Genomic DNA, 16273 nt, shown 5'->3' on the forward strand with positions numbered 1-16273 from the left:
CGACTTTATCGAACCATACGTATAAAACTACAAGGTCAGTTGGTACGTTCCCTCAAATGAATACAACACAAGGAGGCATTATGATTACTCATATAAGCCCCAAAGGTAGCATGGACTTGCTCTCTCAACTGGAGGTGGAACGTTTAAAAAACACCGCCTCGAGTGATCTTTATCAGCTTTACCGTAACTGCACTTTGGCGGTATTGAACTCTGGCAGTCATACCGATAACTCAAAAGAGCTGTTAGATAAACACCAATCGTTTGAGGTCAACGTGGTGCGCCGCGAGCGAGGCATTAAACTCGAACTCACCAACCCACCAGAACATGCTTTTGTCGACGGTGAAATCATCAGGGGAATTCAAGAGCATCTGTTTTCTGTATTGCGTGACATTGTATACGTAAACATGCACTTAGCAGATAGTCAGCGCCTAAACCTCGTCAACCCCATACACATCACTAACCTAGTATTTGGTATTTTACGCAACGCCAAAGCGCTGACACCCGGTATCGCACCAAACTTAGTGGTTTGCTGGGGGGGACACTCGATTAATTTAGCTGAGTACCAATACACCCGCGAAGTTGGAAGCGAACTAGGGCTGCGTGAACTCAATATCTGCACCGGTTGTGGGCCGGGCGCAATGGAAGGCCCAATGAAAGGCGCGGCTATCGGCCATGCAAAGCAGCGTTACAACGAGCGACGCTATCTTGGCTTAACCGAGCCGTCCATCATTGCCGCTGAGCCACCTAACCCAATCGTCAATGAGCTGATCATCATGCCTGACATCGAAAAGCGCTTGGAAGCGTTTGTACGCATGGCGCACGGTGTGGTGATATTCCCGGGCGGCCCCGGAACAGCAGAAGAACTGCTGTATCTTCTTGGCATCATGATGCACCCAGACAATGCCGATCAGCCCATGCCTATCGTACTAACCGGACCCAAAGAGAGCGAAGAGTACTTCCGCTCTATCGATGAGTTTATCCGCGACACACTCGGGGAAGAGGGGCAAAAGCATTATCAAATCGTCATTGATGACCCGGCAGAAGTCGCGCGCATCATGAAACGTTCGATGGATAAAGTGCGTGAACACCGTAAAAAGCGAGACGATGCGTACAGTTTCAACTGGTCATTAAAAATCGAACCTAACTTCCAGCTGCCATTCGAGCCGACTCATGAGTCGATGCAACAATTGGATCTGAGCTTGAATCAAGCGCCTCAAGCACTGGCGGCAAACTTGCGTCAAGCCTTCTCCGGTATCGTGGCAGGTAACGTAAAAGCGGAAGGTATTCGAGAAATCGAACGTCGAGGACCTTTTACTATTCATGGTGATCCGGTATTGATGAAAAAACTCGATAAGTTATTAAAAGACTTCGTCGAACAGCATCGAATGAAACTACCAAGTGGTTCAAGTTATGAGCCTTGCTACCACATTGCCCATTCCGAAATTGATGGTCGATAGTCAGGCTAGCATTCGTTACACTAGGGGCATTACGCCCCTTTTTTATTGCTAAGTCATTATGTCTATTCATCTTGTTATTATTGATGCCCTTAACCTGATCCGCCGCGTGCACTCCGCGCAGCCGGACCCGACCGATATAGCAAGAACGATCACAACCACACAAAGAACGCTGACGCGAATTCTGTCAGAAGCCAACCCGACACACATCATCGCGGTTTTTGATCATCATGAGCAAGATAGAGGCTGGCGAGCAGACATCCTTCCGGACTATAAGCAAAACCGGAAACCAATGCCGGAGCCGTTAATGCAAGGCTTAGATGCGATTCAACAAGCGTGGTGGGAGCAAGGTATCGACTCTCTACTTTCTGATGGCGATGAGGCGGATGACTTAGTCGCCACACTAGCAACCAAAGTCGCGAGCCATGGCGAAAAAGTCACGATTGTTTCCACCGACAAAGGCTACTGTCAGTTGCTCTCCCCCACGCTACAGATCCGCGATTACTTTCAGCATCGTTGGCTGGATGCACCATTTATCGACAAAGAATTTGGTGTAAAACCGAATCAACTTGCTGACTACTGGGGATTAACCGGCATTAGCTCGAGCCAAGTGCCAGGTGTACCGGGGATTGGCCCGAAAGCGGCAAAAGAAATCCTAACTCACTTTGCAGACATTGAAACGGCCTACGTCAGCGATGAGCTCGCGCCTAAATACCGTAAAAAACTGGATGAGCACATAGAGTCTGCTCGATTATGTAAACGCGTCGCGGCTTTGAAGTGCGATATTGAGCTGGGTTTTAACTTGCAAGATATTCGTTTTGATGGGGCAACCCCGTCGGAATAGCCTACGTTCTCAACACACGTCACGGTAGGACCCGGCCCATAAAAAAAGCCCCTGAAATGAAGTGACCCCGTAAAGTTGGACATTTCTGTTAAGCGGCTTTCAAGACCTGAGTTCGATATTCTATCGGAGTCAGGCCTTTTAGTTTCACTTTTATACGCTTGGTATTGTAGTACTCGATGTATTCTTTAATTTGTTCTATCAGAGCATCTGCATCTTCAAAGCTTTGGTTGTGATACATCTCTGTTTTGAGTAAAGCAAAAAAGTTTTCAGCAACAGCATTATCCAAGCAGTTACCTTTTCTCGACATGCTTTGCGTTAACCCATTCTCCGCTACCTTTTTCTGATACTGTCGATGGCGATATTGCCAACCTTGATCGCTATGTATAATTGGTTTTGAGTTGGGTTTAAGCGTTGATATAGCTTCCGTCAGCATATCCGTGACAAGCGGCAAGCAGGCATTTTTGGCCACTCTATAAGCAACCACTTCCTGAGTAAACAAGTCGACAACGGGAGACAAGTATACTTTCTGCTCTTTGATTTTGAACTCCGTGACATCTGTTACCCATTTTTCATCGGGTTGAGTCGCACTAAAATCTCTTTCAAGCACGTTAGGAGCTGCTGTTCCAGATTCTCCTCGGTATGAACGATACTTTTTAACCCTGACCGTCGATTTAAGGTTGAGCTGAGCCATAAGTCTTTGAACCGTTTTGTGATTAAGCATAACCCCCTGATTTTTTAGTTCCAAGTGAATACGGCGGTAGCCGTATCGACCCTTATGTTCATGATAAATTGACTTTATCAAACGCAGCTCACGTTCGTAGCTATTTGGGCGCTTACTCGTTTGAGCCTGATAATAGAAGACACTTTTTGCCAACTGTAGAGTGTGCAGTAAGTGCTTCAACGGGTACTTGCCTTTAAGAGTTAGAGCTATGACCGCTTTTTCTTTGTTCGACGGTTTTTTTCCTGCTCCAACTCTTCCAACTTTTTTAGAACGGCATTCTCAGTTCGTAAGTAGACCAACTCCTCTTTTAGCTCCTCAAGTGTCATTTCATTATCAGGTTTAGTGGTACGTTGAGGTTGCTGTTTCATTGAGGGTCTTCCTTTCTGGCGCATTTTGAGCCCTTTGATACCGAGCTCATTAAATCTTTTGAGCCAGACAGAGAGTATCCCCGGGGATGAGAGGTTTAATACTGCGCTAGTGTGCGTGAGAGACCAATCATTCGTCCACATTAAATTCAATGCTTTTCGTTTTTCCTGAGCAGTAGCATGCTTAGTTGGTAAAAATGAATCAGCACCATGGATGACAAAGACTTGAACCCAATACCGTATCTGTCTTGAAGACATTGAATATTGTTTTGCTAAATAGCGAGATGACGCACCATCTAAGCATTGTTTAGCAATGATACATTTTAGCTCGCGGCTATATTTGGACATAAAAAGACCCCCAATAATTGGTGTCCAACTATTGGGGGTCAGTTCAAAATAGGGGCTTTTTTGCATTGCTCAATCCGATCACATTAATGCGGAGAGATGTTGGATAAGCACTGAATATGAATCGTGATTTCTTCACGGTCATGATACAAATGTTTGGCTTGGAGTCTAAATTTCACCTTGTTCTCAATCAGGAACAGTTTTAGGTTCTCAAGATCTTGCAGCACTTCATCATAACGGCCTTTCATCGGCAGCTTAAGATTAAAGAGCGCTTCTTTCGCCCAACCTTTTAATAACCACTGTCCCATAAGGTGCGCAACGCGTGCTGGTTTTTCCACCATGTCACAAACAATCCAAGTTACGTTCTTGCGGTCTGGCTCGAACTTAAAGCCATCCACCATATGGTGCTTGATTTGGCCCGTTTCCATCAGGCTATCTGCCATCATGCCGTTATCAACACAGTGAACGAACATGGAACGCTTCACCAGTTGGTACGTCCAACCACCCGGACATGCACCTAAATCGACGCCCCACATGCCAGGAGCCAAACGCTCGTCCCATTCTTCACGTGGGATAAAGACGTGGAATGCTTCTTCCAGTTTCAGCGTTGAACGACTTGGCGCGTCCGCAGGGAACTTCAGGCGAGGGATCCCCATGAAGAACTGTGAGTTATTGTCTGTGTACGAGTAACCTACATAACAGTGACCAGGCTCAACAAAGCAAATGTGCAGTACTGGCTTTTTCGCGTTGTCTTTACTCAGCATTAAACCTTTACCGCGCAACGCTTGACGCATTGGAACAGTAAACTTACGGCAAAACTTCAATAGCTCTTTTGCTTCATTCGTATCTGGGGTTTCAATTCTCAAATCTCCGCAACGAGGAAACGCCTCGATGTCCGCCAACTGATTCAAAATTGGGCTAATACGATCATCACTTGGCAGCGATTGAAACTCAGCGACAACCGCAAACATTTGACGAGCAAAAATCAGCGACTTAAAGTCCAAACCTCTCGCCAGTTTGTCTGCATCTCCATCTTGATAACATTCGAAGACAACATAACCGGAGTTTTTTTTCACACGCGGGAAGCCATACACTTCCAACTGTGTCGCTCTGTCCTGAATTTCACCAGCACACTCTTTCTCAAAGCCAGAACGGCAATAGAGCATTAGTTGTTTCACTTGGAGACCTCTTTGATATTGAACGCAGCAAAAAAGAACAGACACCAACCGAGCATGAACATCAATCCTCCCATTGGAGTGACCGGCCCAAACCATTTAATGCCCGTCAGCGCCAGCGCGTAGAGACTGCCGCTAAAACAAAGGATGCCGATGATAAAACAAATCGCTGCAATGAAAAAATACTTTTGTGCTTTTTGTCCCAAATTCAATAACAATAAAACGGCGCAAAACACAATCGCCAACGTGTGAATGAATTGATATAACACTCCAGTCTCAAACACACCAAGTAAATAAGGCGCCAGTGTCGCTTTTAACCCATGCGCTGCAAAGGCACCAAGCGCAACAGAGACTAGACCTGACAAGCCAGAAAACGAGAGTAGCCACTTACTTCTCACGGTATACCTCTTTAATAAACGCCGCTAATTGCTGCACTGCAAGCGCAATGTTCCCTGCTTCTGTATAGCCAGACCTTTTACGCGGTTTAAAACCATGATCCCCATCAGGTAAAAAGCTCACTTTTATTTGCTCAGCAAGCACAAAGTCATCAAATTCTTCACGCTTACCAAAAGTGTCTCGCTCACCTTGGAGAATCAGCGTGGGTTTCTCGATACTGGCTAAATGATCGCCTTTGAATTTTTCTGGTTTTCCTGGCGGATGAAATGGAAAACCTAGACACGCTACGCCTGCCACCAGCTCATTTTCAGCCAATAAACTCGACATACGACCGCCCATGGATTTACCACCAATCACAATAGGTTGAGAGGCAAAGTGAGCAATCACTTCGCTATAAGCTTCAAGCAACTTAGGAGCGCGGTCGGGTGGACGCTTTTTCCCGTCTTCTGCACGTTTGACCATGTAAGGGAAGTTAAATCGCACCACGCGAATTCCTTGCTCAACTAACCCTTTCGCAACCGACGTCATGAAATCGTGATCCATCCCCGCCCCTGCGCCATGGGCAAAAATAAACAGAGGTCCGTTTTCAGGTCCCTCAACTATCCATTGGCTCATCTAATACTTCCTCTTGCTCTTTTCTCGCGGTTGCTAACATCCAATCTCTAAACGTCGCGATTCGTCCCATATCAGCTTGCTGCTCATGACATACCACATAGAATGCATTCTTAGAAATCAATACCTCATCAAATGGCGCGATGAGTCGGCCAGCTTCCATTTCTGGTTTGGCTAATACGTTGTTACCGAGGGCGACCCCTTGGCCATGCACCGCGGCCTGTAGCACCATCGTCGAATGACTAAAGATAGGACCATGGTTCACATTAATACCTTCGATATTGTAGTGACGCGCAAACTGCTTCCAGTCTTTACGTGAAGTATCATGTAACAAAGTATGCAGCTTAAGATCACTTAGAGATTCTAATGGCCTGTTGCCCAAAAGTAACGAAGGTGAACAAAGTGGGATCAGAAACTCTTGATACAATTTATCCGCGCGCAAACCCGGCCAATTCCCACGGCCATAGTAGATCGCCACATCCACATCATCAGTCAGTGAACCTTCGTCCATATCCACAGCTTTAATACGCACATCGATGTCCGGTTCTTGTGCATTAAAATCCGCCAAACGAGGCACTAACCACTGGATAGCAAAACTTGGCGGTAAACTAATGGTCAATGCCCCTTTCTCACTGCGTTCCAATACCTTATCGGTCGCCTCTGCAATGGAAGTAAAGATATCTTTAATATCTAAAAAGTAACTTTGCCCTTCTTCGGTAAGTAACAAAGAGCGGTTACGACGACGAAAAAGCTTGAGGGATAGAAACTCTTCTAGCGCTTTTATTTGGTGACTCACTGCGGCTTGAGTTACAAATAACTCCTCTGCAGCGCGAGTAAAACTGAGATGACGAGCGGCCGCTTCGAAGACCCGAAGCGAGTTTAATGGAGGCAATCTGCGAGACATATGGGACCTCAAATAGGATTAGTTTTTTTAATCTGAAACATTATAAAATGTCCGTTGTCGAACAGCCAGATAAATTCTATATTTCACCCCGCAACACGAGCCTGAACGGCTTGATTTCTTTAGAAATCAATTGGCTTCGTTGTTGCGATGTTGTGTTTGCAAACTCGTATTTCGAGTTAGGTAGATTTCTACCATAATGTATTGTCCACACTCCCTGTGGCAAAACATATACTTCCTGTATTTATTTTGACCTGTCTGTCAAATTTGTTACACCGCCTAAATAGGCGGTGTTTTTTTATCTATCGAAAATCTCATCTTCATATCTGGCACTAATATCACTTTTTGTCCACATTTCGGATTAATTATCGTTATATCAACACGGACGATATGCCTTGTCGATGCGACTCAATATGATGCCAAGTAAAAACTTCAATTTCACTCTCCGAAACAAAAAAGGCGCAAATTGAACATTCAATTTGCGCCTTTAAACGTATTTTTTACCACGCTACTATGGGCGATAAACTTTTACATTTTTGAAACCTTGCTCTTGTAGGTAAAGCGCTTGTAGACGACTCATTACCCCACGGTCACAATACAGTAGATATGTCTTAGATTGGTCTAAGTCACCGAACTGCGTTCCCAGCTTGAAGAATGGGATGTGTTTAACCTCAACGCCATCAATTTCTAGAGGGTTGTCGTCTTCCTCTTCAGGGCTGCGGATATCGAGTACAATCGCGTGATCTTCAACAGCTTGAACTTGCTCTACTTCTGGTGCCGCCTGCTGAGACTCTTTGGCGATATCACGAATGTCCATTACGCGTGCATCTCGAATCACTTGCTCAAGGATACCGAAGTCAAACTTCTCTTCTTCCGCTTCTAACTTAGCTTTCACTGCTTTCACTGTTGGCTTCTTAGAAATCACACCACAGTACTCTGGCATCGTTTTAGCGAAGTCTTCAGTGCCAATTTCACGCGCTAAATTGATGATATTTTCTTTGTCCCAGTTGATAAGCGGACGCAAAATCAGGGTGTCGGTTACGTTATCGATATGACGAAGGTTTGTCAGCGTCTGACTCGATACCTGACCAAGTGCCTCACCAGTGACCAGCGCTTCAATCTTGAACTTCTGCGCGATCATGCCTGCGGCACGCATAAACATACGCTTTAGAACCACCCCCATTTGGCCGTCATCGACTTTTTCTAGAATTTCAGCAACCACTGGTTCAAAATCCACCGAAATGAAGCGTACTTTTGCAGAAGAGCCGTACTTATTCCATAGGTAATGAGAAACCTGTTTAACACCAATTTCGTGGGCAGGGCCACCGAGATTAAAGAAACAGTAATGTACTTTTGAACCGCGTTTGATGTGTAGGTAGCTAGAAACACCAGAGTCAAAACCACCCGAGATCAAGCTCAGTAAATCTTCTTGAGTTCCTAGCGGGAAGCCACCGAGCCCTTTATGGCGAGACAGTACTTGGTTTAGTGTGTCGTTCGTGACTTCAACGTTGATGGTTACATCAGGGTTACGCAGCTTAACGCTCGCGCTCTCAATCGCTTGGTTCAAACCACCGCCAACGTAACGCTCTAGTTCGATAGAGGTAAAGTCGTGCTTACCACGACGCTTAGCGCGCACGACGAAGGTTTTGTTCTCAAGGGAGGCACGGTTTAGCTCTAGCACTTGCTCGAAGATATCGTGCAAATCTGTAAATTCCGTCTGCTTAACTTCGAGGGCATGATGGATACCTGGCGTGTGTGTCAGGATCTCTAAAACTTCAGCGTGGTACTTATCACTCTCAGCGGTCACTTCAATGTGGTCACGACGGTTAAAGACCGCGACCGACTCGGTACGGTTTTTAACGATGTTACGAATGTTGCACTCTAAAATCTTTGTGAAGCGCTTACGCACAGATTCACTTTTAACAAAAATTTCTGGATGGGGCTTTACAATAAATTTCATAGTCTAATTCGCAGGTTAGTTTCGCAATCAACAGTGAGTGAACTCACGTACCCTTTACTCAAATAATAGTTACTCAAATTGAAAAACGCTGAAGGCATGCGCTTATTCAAGACGATGTGATGAGCTCACTTTTAGGGCGCGAGATTATACACCTAAGCGGATTGGAAAAACAAAAAAAGCAAGCAATCTTCTTAATACTGATCCGTTAAACTCAAAAGTGAACGAGTGTCTAAGACGCTATGGTACTGAACTCATCACCCGTTCCGCTTCGACGAAAACAAAAAAGGTGGGCATGTAGCCCACCCAAAAATACTATCTAAAATTCAAACTGATACACGGTCTGATGCTGATAGCAATCCCCAGAGCTCAACATTCCATTGTTGCGTCCCCATTCTGGTTTGTTTGGTCCATCAGGAAAATATTGGGTTTCTAGGGCAAGGCCATCGTAAAGCTCATACGTTTTACTTGCGCCCGGTGTGCCGGCTAAAAAGTTTCCTGAATAGAATTGGATGGCGGGTTTGGTGGTTTTAACCTTCATCACCACATCTTCTTTCGGCGCAATCAGAACGGCGGCGACAGACACCCCATCGCTCACTTCCGGCTTAAACACGAAGGTGTGGTCGTAACCCCCCGCAGTTTTTTGATCCTGATCGGTAAGAAATGCTCGACCAACTGGTTTTGGCTCGGTGAAATCAAAACCACTGCCACACACAGGCTTTTGTTCACCGGTAGGAATTAGCCCCGCATCCGTTGGCAAGTAATGCTCTGCGTTAAGTTGCAAGGTATGATCCAAACTTTTCGCCCTGCTCGCCTCGCCAGCCAAGTTAAAGTAAGCGTGGTTGGTTAAGTTAACCGGAGATGCCTGGTCAGTATTCGCTTTGTAGGCAATAAGCAATTCATTCTCATCGGTGAGTGTGTATATGACTGTAACCTCAAGGTTTCCCGGATAACCTTGGTCACCGTCCGGTGAGTGAAGCGTCAACATGACTTGCTGAGCGCTTTGCTCGACAATTTTCCAGCGGCGTTTATCAAAGCCTTCCACACCACCGTGCAGCGAGTTTTCACCGTTATTGATGTCGAGCTGATAAACCTTTCCATCGACCTCGAACCGACCTTTTGCAATACGGTTAGCAAAACGACCGACAATGGCGCCAAAGTACACATCTTGCTGCATGTGCTCTGCCATGTTTGGCGAACGCAATAATACTTCCCGGTGTTCACCATTTACCGGCAGCGTGCAACTCAACCAAGTCGCACCAATATCCATAAATGATGCCGTCATGCCATTCGCGTTAATAAGATGGATGAGCTTTGCGGTTTGGCCATCAAACGACGCCGTTTGCGCCATCGCTTGATCTAACTGTTCAAAATACGCTTTCATCTCTCGCCCTTACAACGCTGCAACCAGACCCGCGCCATCATGAGCTTGGCAAACATAAATCGACTCTTTTAAGCCGGTCAGCGCATGATATTTGGCTTCTACCACCGCCTTCACCTCGTCAACCAACGCTGGTGGGAAGAGCGCCACAATACAGCCACCAAAGCCGCCACCTGTCATACGTACGCCGCCTTGGTCACCAATCACTTCTTTGACCATTTCAACTAACACATCGATCTCTTTGACCGTGATTTCGAAATCATCACGCATGGATACATGCGACTGAGCCATTAGCTCCCCCATGCGCTTCATATCATGCGTCCGTAACGCTTGCGCTGCCTCAACGGTTCGGTCGTTTTCGGTGATCACGTGACGCGCACGCTTTGCTACCATTTCATCCAGCTCAGAGACTTTTTCGTTGAACTGCTCAATGGTGACATCGCGCAGCGCTTTAACACCAAAGATACGCGCCGCTTCTTCACACTGCTGACGGCGGGTGTTGTATTCGCTGTCCACCAAGCCGCGCTTTTTGTTGGAATTGATGATCACCACGGCCATGTCTTCAGGCATCGACACCGCTTCCGTTGCTAGGCTACGACAATCCAATAACATCGCGTGGTTTTCTCGACCTTCCGCCGAGATCATTTGATCCATAATGCCGCAATTACAGCCAACAAATTCATTTTCAGCTTGCTGACCGTTCAACGCGATTTCAGCTTGGCTGATTTCTAAATTGAACAGCACTTTGAAGGTTTGACCGATCACCACTTCAAGTGCCGCCGACGAGCTTAAACCTGCGCCTTGAGGTACGTTGCCGCTCACCGAAATATCCGCACCAGTGAATTGGTAACCGCGTGCCAACAAGCACTTCACCACTCCACGAATGTAATTCGCCCACATTTTGTTTTGTTGGAAGGTGATCTCTTGCGTGATATCGAACTCATCAACCGCATTGCCATAATCAACCGATATCACGCGAACTAAGTTGTCTTCACGCTTGGCTGCCGCCACAACGGTTTGGTAATTAATCGCACACGGTAGGACAAAGCCGTCATTGTAATCGGTGTGCTCACCAATCAAGTTCACACGACCAGGCGCTTGGATGATATGGCTAGGCGCGTAGCCCAACACTTGCTCAAAAGACGCTTTCACGTTTTGGATTAGATCAGACATAGTAAATTCTCAAACTGTTTAATTCTTTAATAGCAGCTCGAACCTCAAGCCACGATTATTACGCCTCTTAAATAGTTGGAGTTGCAGCTAGGCGACAAACGAATTCAACCTTATGCGCATAGATTCTCTATGTGATTAGGCAGAGTTTGTGCAATCAACAACGCTGCAGCTTCAAATATGACAGAGGTTATTGTTCTTTGTAGTGCACGTCGCTTAAATCTCGCAGACGCTGCGCCGCTTGCTCTGCGGTGAGATCGCGTTGGCTTTCTGCCAGCATTTCATAACCCACCATGAACTTACGAACCGTCGCGCTCCGCAATAGTGGCGGATAAAATAAGGCGTGTAGCTGCCAATGGTCGATATCAGTCCCCTCTTCAAAGAATGGCGCATAATGCCAACCCATTGAATAAGGGAATGAAGATTGGAATAGGTTGTCGTAACGACTCGTGAGTTTTTTGAGCGCGACGGCTAAATCGTCACGTTGCGCATCACTCAACTCGCTCATACGACGGATATGTGTTTTTGGCAGCAGCATGGTTTCGAATGGCCACGCGGCCCAATAAGGCACAACCGCAGCCCAGTGCTCGGTTTCAACTACGATACGAGAGCCATCTTTTACTTCAGCCTGAACATAATCCACCAGCAAGTTGCTGCCGTGTTCTTGGTAGTAAGCTTTTAGATTATGCTCTTTGCGTTCAATTTCATTAGGTAAAAAACTGTTTGCCCAGATCTGACCATGTGGATGAGGCTGAGAACAGCCCATGGTTTCGCCTTTGTTTTCGAAGGCTTGAACCCAAACATAGTCCTTCCCGAGCTCTTCGATTTGCTCGTTCCACGCATCAATCACGCCGCGGATTTTGTCGACGGGTAACTCCGGTAATGTTTTGCTGTGATCAGGCGAGAAGCAAATCACTCGGCTCAAACCGCGCACACCTTGTGTTTTGAATAACGGACTGTCTGATTCTGGCGCATTAGGTGAGTCCACCATTAATGCGGCAAAGTCGTTATTAAATACATACGTTCCTTGATAATCAGGGTTGACATCACCAGAAATACGTTCGTTGCTCGGGCATAGGAAACATTTCTCGTCATAGCTTGGCAGCTCGTCCACCGCAGGCTTTTCATCGGCCCCACTCCAAGGACGTTTTGCACGGTGCGGTGAAACTAAAATCCATTGACCCGTGAGTGGGTTATAACGGCGGTGTGGATGGTCCACTGGGTTAAATTCAACTTTCGACATCTTACTTACTCAACTCTTAAAAAATTCTTCAATCTTCAAATACGCGCCGAAAAAACGATAGGCGTAGTGAACAACACGGCAACTTCAATTACGCAGCGGAATAACCTTTAGGGTTCTTTGACTGCCACTTCCAGGTATCCGCGGTCATTTCTGCCACACTGCGTGTTGCCTTCCAGCCTAGATCTCGCTCTGCTTTTTCCGTGCTTGCCCAACATTCGGCAATATCACCAGGACGGCGAGGGCATAATTCGTAAGGCACAGGTTTCCCGCAAGCCGCGCTAAATGCAGCTATCATTTCTAGGACACTTGAACCTTTACCTGTTCCTAGGTTGTAAATATGTAAGCCTGCTTTCTCACCCACCGCGTTCAGCGCAGCAATATGACCATCAGCTAAGTCCATTACATGTATATAATCACGTACACCGGTGCCATCTGGCGTTGGGTAGTCGCTACCAAAGACCGACAGTTTCTCGCGCTGGCCGACCGCCACTTGCGCGATGAATGGCATTAAGTTGTTAGGAATGCCTTGTGGATCTTCGCCCATGGTGCCCGATGGATGAGCGCCGACTGGATTGAAGTAGCGCAACAAAGTGATGCTCCAGTCATTTTCGGCATGGAATAGGTCACTCAAACACCCTTCCACTATATATTTACTGCGACCGTAAGGGTTCGTCGTTGCGCCTGTTGGCGACTCTTCTGTGATTGGGACAATCTCTGGATCACCGTAAACCGTTGCTGATGAGCTAAATACGATGCTCTTCACACCTGCTTTGCGCATGCTGCGTGCTAACACCAATGACCCGTTGACGTTGTTGTCGTAATATTCCAACGGTTTGGCGACTGACTCGCCAACGGCTTTTAAACCCGCAAAGTGGATCACCGCTTGGATATCATGTTTGGCGAATACTGAATCCAAGAAGGCTTCATCACGAATATCGCCTTCATAGAAGGTCGGGCGCTTTCCAGTTAGCGCTTCCATTCGGCTTAGCACTTCCATTTTGGCATTACATAAGTTGTCGACGATGACTGGTTCCATGCCCGCTTCCATCATCTGAACACATGTGTGACTACCGATGTAACCCATACCGCCTGTGATAAGAACTTTCACTTTTGCTTCTCCACTATTACTGCTTCATGCTCGATATCGTGTCTCGGATTCGGTTGAGCCTGTTTAACCAATGCCAAGTCGATACGCCATTTCTTAACTGGTTAAAAGTCTAACAATGAATCCCTACCCAGTTCCGTGATCAATTTCAAAGAGTGTAAACGTTTCCACAAAATCACACAAACACACAATTTACACTAGAGTGTAATTAAATGAAGCAATGGGAGGATTGAGCCAATCGCACTCATTTGCCTAATATCGGCTTCTCACCTGAGGGGCGCACTGTTTTACTAAAAGTTTGTCTATACCTAAGCAGCTGTTTACAATGGCAGAATGACTGAGTTCTCACTCGGACTGTGAGTAATGCCAACAGGAAGTGTTACATGGCCACATTAAAAGATATCGCCACAGAAGCGAGCGTCTCACTTGCAACCGTATCACGGGTATTAAATGACGATCCGACGTTGAGCGTTAAGCAAGAGACCAAACGCCGTATTTTCGAGATTGCAGAAAAGCTAGAGTACCGCACCAGCAGCGCCAAAAAAGCCACCAAAGAAACGAAGCAAAAACATCACTTTTTGGCCTTGTATAACTACAAGCCAGAAGCAGAAGTGAATGACCCGTACTACTTGTCGATTCGTCATGGGATAGAAATCCAGTGCGACAAACTGGGCATTACTTTAACCAATTGCTACAACAGTGAACTTGATGTTGAAACGCAAAAGATCACCGGTGTTCTTTTAGTCGGAAAAGTCAACCAAACGGTGGTCAATACATTACCTAATCGTTTAGCCGATCGCATGTGCTACATCGACTTTTCTGATCCAACCAGCCGTTGCGATTGTGTTGATATCGATCTAGTTAAGATCAGCAAGCAAGCCATTGATTTCTTTGTAAAGCAAGGCTATGAACGTGTCGGTTTTATTGGTGGTCAAGACGAACCAAATACTGCAGACATTCGTGAAGATGCGTTTGTGGAATACGGTAGCCTAAAAGGGGTCGTCTCTGAAGAGGACATTTACCGTGGCGATTTTTCAAGCTTATCCGGTTACGACTTAGCCAAAGAAATGCTGGCTAAAGGTGATTTTCCTAAAGCAATGTTTATCGCTTCTGACTCAATCGCAATCGGCGTGTTGCGGGCGATCCATGAGTTTGGTTTAAACATCCCCGATGATATTGCTCTGATCAGTGTGAATGATATTCCCACTGCGCGTTTTACCTTCCCCCCTCTCTCCAGCGTTCGCATTCATTCTGAAATGATGGGGATTCAAGCCGTTAACTTATTAGTTGAGAAGTATCGTGACGGGCGCACCCTTCCTTTACAGGTGTATGTACCAAGCAAACTCAAGCTACGCGGTACGACTCGATAATCTTCCAACTACGTCAAGGTAAAACGTTTTCACTTTTTTGTATCAGTAAAATTTTTACTCGTATCTTTCTCAGATTATTCATAAGCATTTTTCACAATACATCGGCGGCAGTTCTGTGATTTATGTTACGCAAGCGGCGAAAACAGCTCGTACTCCAACATAAGTACATTGCTCCGAAGGGAAATGAAAACTTAACCATTGGGGAAAACTTCCTTCACCTCCGTCTAAACTGAATCAATTCGAGCATGCTTGAGAAGCCACACCCGCTTTTCAAACAATATCATTCTCTCAACGACGGATACATTTGGGAGGTGATCGTTCTAGCGACTAACTCTCGCAACCAAATGCCTTTGTCTTCGTTATTTCGGCTAGTATGCCACAGCATGGCAATATCAAAATTCGCCACGGATATCGGTGGCTTAACCGTGACAAGCTCGTCAAAGAAGTCTTCTGCTAAAGCCATTTTCTCCGGCACAATGGCAATCAAGTTACGATGTTTGAGTAAATGTCGAATAGTAAGAAAGTTGCGCGAGGCAACGGTCACCTGACGACTCAAGCCATGCTCTGCAAGCTTTTGGTCTACTTGTGTCTTTAAACTCCCATCAGGACTAACCAAGGCTTGTTCTATGTTGGCGAACGCTTGTAGTGATAACTGCGCTTCCCCTTTCAATACTCGTTTATCACACAAGCACACGTGCTTTTCCGTGTACAAATACAAGCTGGCAAAATTGTCATCCAATACGGGCATACTACCAATGACGACATCCAGTTTTTCGTGCTCGGTTAACGTCACATAGTTACTACGATTGACGTTGATAAAACTGATTTGTGCTTCTGGGGCGTGTTTACGTATTTCGTCATAAAGTCGTGGAGCAAAAATAAACTCGGCATAATCCGTCAGCCCAATGCGACACACACCTGAGTAGTTTTCTGACTGAAAAACAGATTGGGTAAACAGATCCTTAGCCATAGAATCGAGCAAGTGATGCACAGTTGGTGCAATGTGGTGAGCGTGCTCGGTAGGAGCCATCTTGTGCCCTTTGCGCTCAAAAAGTGGGTCATCAAATAACAATCTCAAACGAGACAAGCTATGACTCATGGCTGATTGGCTGACATGGCTTTTTTCCGCTGCCAAGCTGACACTTCGATAGCGGTATAAATAGGAGAACGTCACCAATAAGTTCAAATCAATATTACGCCACTGAATGTCCTCTTTCATAGCCACCCCTTATCC

At 46.1% G+C, this 16273-nt stretch carries 15 protein-coding genes; 3 read left to right on the plus strand and 12 right to left on the minus strand.

Annotated features, from left to right (window positions below; genetic code table 11):
* The first annotated feature begins 80 nt into the window (after window positions 1-80).
* Both ppnN and xni read left to right on the plus strand, forming a co-directional pair.
* A complete protein-coding gene (gene ppnN / locus AC3D28_RS07755) occupies window positions 81-1457 on the plus strand; it encodes a nucleotide 5'-monophosphate nucleosidase PpnN (RefSeq protein ID WP_488534436.1) in 1377 nt (458 codons plus the stop codon).
* 58 nt (window positions 1458-1515) lie between these two features.
* Window positions 1516-2298 carry a flap endonuclease Xni gene (xni, locus tag AC3D28_RS07760; RefSeq protein ID WP_488534437.1) on the plus strand — a complete coding sequence of 261 codons (783 nt, stop codon included), beginning with the start codon at window positions 1516-1518 and terminating at the stop codon, window positions 2296-2298.
* Between the two features lie 88 nt (window positions 2299-2386).
* Here the strand turns inward: xni and AC3D28_RS07765 are convergent, their stop codons facing one another.
* The 11 genes from AC3D28_RS07765 to galE all read right to left on the minus strand — a co-directional run bounded on the left by AC3D28_RS07765 (window position 2387) and on the right by galE (window position 13672).
* Complete coding sequence (locus AC3D28_RS07765; RefSeq protein ID WP_488536032.1) at window positions 2387-3229, minus strand: IS3 family transposase; 843 nt, start codon at window positions 3227-3229, stop codon at window positions 2387-2389.
* Window positions 3226-3732, minus strand: a complete 507-nt coding sequence (locus AC3D28_RS07770) for a helix-turn-helix domain-containing protein (protein ID WP_098414183.1) — start codon at window positions 3730-3732, stop codon at window positions 3226-3228. The genes AC3D28_RS07765 and AC3D28_RS07770 overlap by 4 nt, the downstream gene beginning before the upstream one ends.
* Before the next feature lie 83 nt (window positions 3733-3815).
* Window positions 3816-4907 (minus strand): 23S rRNA (cytidine(2498)-2'-O)-methyltransferase RlmM, encoded by a 1092-nt coding sequence (gene rlmM, locus AC3D28_RS07775; protein WP_098414939.1) that lies wholly within the window; start codon window positions 4905-4907, stop codon window positions 3816-3818.
* The gene (locus tag AC3D28_RS07780; RefSeq protein ID WP_488534438.1) at window positions 4904-5302 is read right to left on the minus strand and encodes a DUF423 domain-containing protein; all 399 of its coding nucleotides are present in this window, start codon (window positions 5300-5302) and stop codon (window positions 4904-4906) included. The genes rlmM and AC3D28_RS07780 overlap by 4 nt, the downstream gene beginning before the upstream one ends.
* A complete protein-coding gene (locus AC3D28_RS07785; RefSeq protein ID WP_488534439.1) occupies window positions 5292-5915 on the minus strand; it encodes an alpha/beta family hydrolase in 624 nt (207 codons plus the stop codon). Before AC3D28_RS07785 ends, AC3D28_RS07780 begins: the two co-directional genes overlap by 11 nt.
* Window positions 5896-6816: a transcriptional regulator GcvA gene (locus tag AC3D28_RS07790; protein ID WP_098414936.1), complete on the minus strand. Its 921-nt coding sequence runs from the start codon at window positions 6814-6816 to the stop codon at window positions 5896-5898. The genes AC3D28_RS07785 and AC3D28_RS07790 overlap by 20 nt, the downstream gene beginning before the upstream one ends.
* Window positions 6817-7324: 508 nt before the next feature.
* Entirely contained in the window at window positions 7325-8773 is a 1449-nt protein-coding gene (gene thiI, locus AC3D28_RS07795) for a tRNA uracil 4-sulfurtransferase ThiI (RefSeq protein WP_098414935.1), read from the minus strand.
* A 316-nt stretch (window positions 8774-9089) separates the two neighbouring features.
* Complete coding sequence (galM, locus tag AC3D28_RS07800) at window positions 9090-10154, minus strand: galactose-1-epimerase (protein ID WP_488534440.1); 1065 nt, start codon at window positions 10152-10154, stop codon at window positions 9090-9092.
* A 9-nt stretch (window positions 10155-10163) separates the two neighbouring features.
* Complete coding sequence (gene galK, locus AC3D28_RS07805; RefSeq protein ID WP_488534441.1) at window positions 10164-11324, minus strand: galactokinase; 1161 nt, start codon at window positions 11322-11324, stop codon at window positions 10164-10166.
* A 187-nt stretch (window positions 11325-11511) separates the two neighbouring features.
* On the minus strand, window positions 11512-12564 hold the full coding sequence (locus AC3D28_RS07810; RefSeq protein WP_488534442.1) for a UDP-glucose--hexose-1-phosphate uridylyltransferase: 1053 nt from the start codon (window positions 12562-12564) through the stop codon (window positions 11512-11514).
* Window positions 12565-12652: 88 nt separating this feature from the next.
* Entirely contained in the window at window positions 12653-13672 is a 1020-nt protein-coding gene (gene galE, locus AC3D28_RS07815; RefSeq protein WP_488534443.1) for a UDP-glucose 4-epimerase GalE, read from the minus strand.
* Between the two features lie 380 nt (window positions 13673-14052).
* On the opposite strand from galE, the gene ebgR reads away from it, so the two are divergent.
* The gene (ebgR, locus tag AC3D28_RS07820; protein WP_488534444.1) at window positions 14053-15039 is read left to right on the plus strand and encodes a transcriptional regulator EbgR; all 987 of its coding nucleotides are present in this window, start codon (window positions 14053-14055) and stop codon (window positions 15037-15039) included.
* Between the two features lie 280 nt (window positions 15040-15319).
* On the opposite strand, the gene AC3D28_RS07825 is transcribed toward ebgR, so the two are convergent.
* Window positions 15320-16258 carry a LysR family transcriptional regulator gene (locus AC3D28_RS07825; protein WP_488534445.1) on the minus strand — a complete coding sequence of 313 codons (939 nt, stop codon included), beginning with the start codon at window positions 16256-16258 and terminating at the stop codon, window positions 15320-15322.
* Window positions 16259-16273: the final 15 nt, after the last annotated feature.

The sequence above is a fragment of the Vibrio sp. TAP-3B genome (assembly GCF_057784735.1).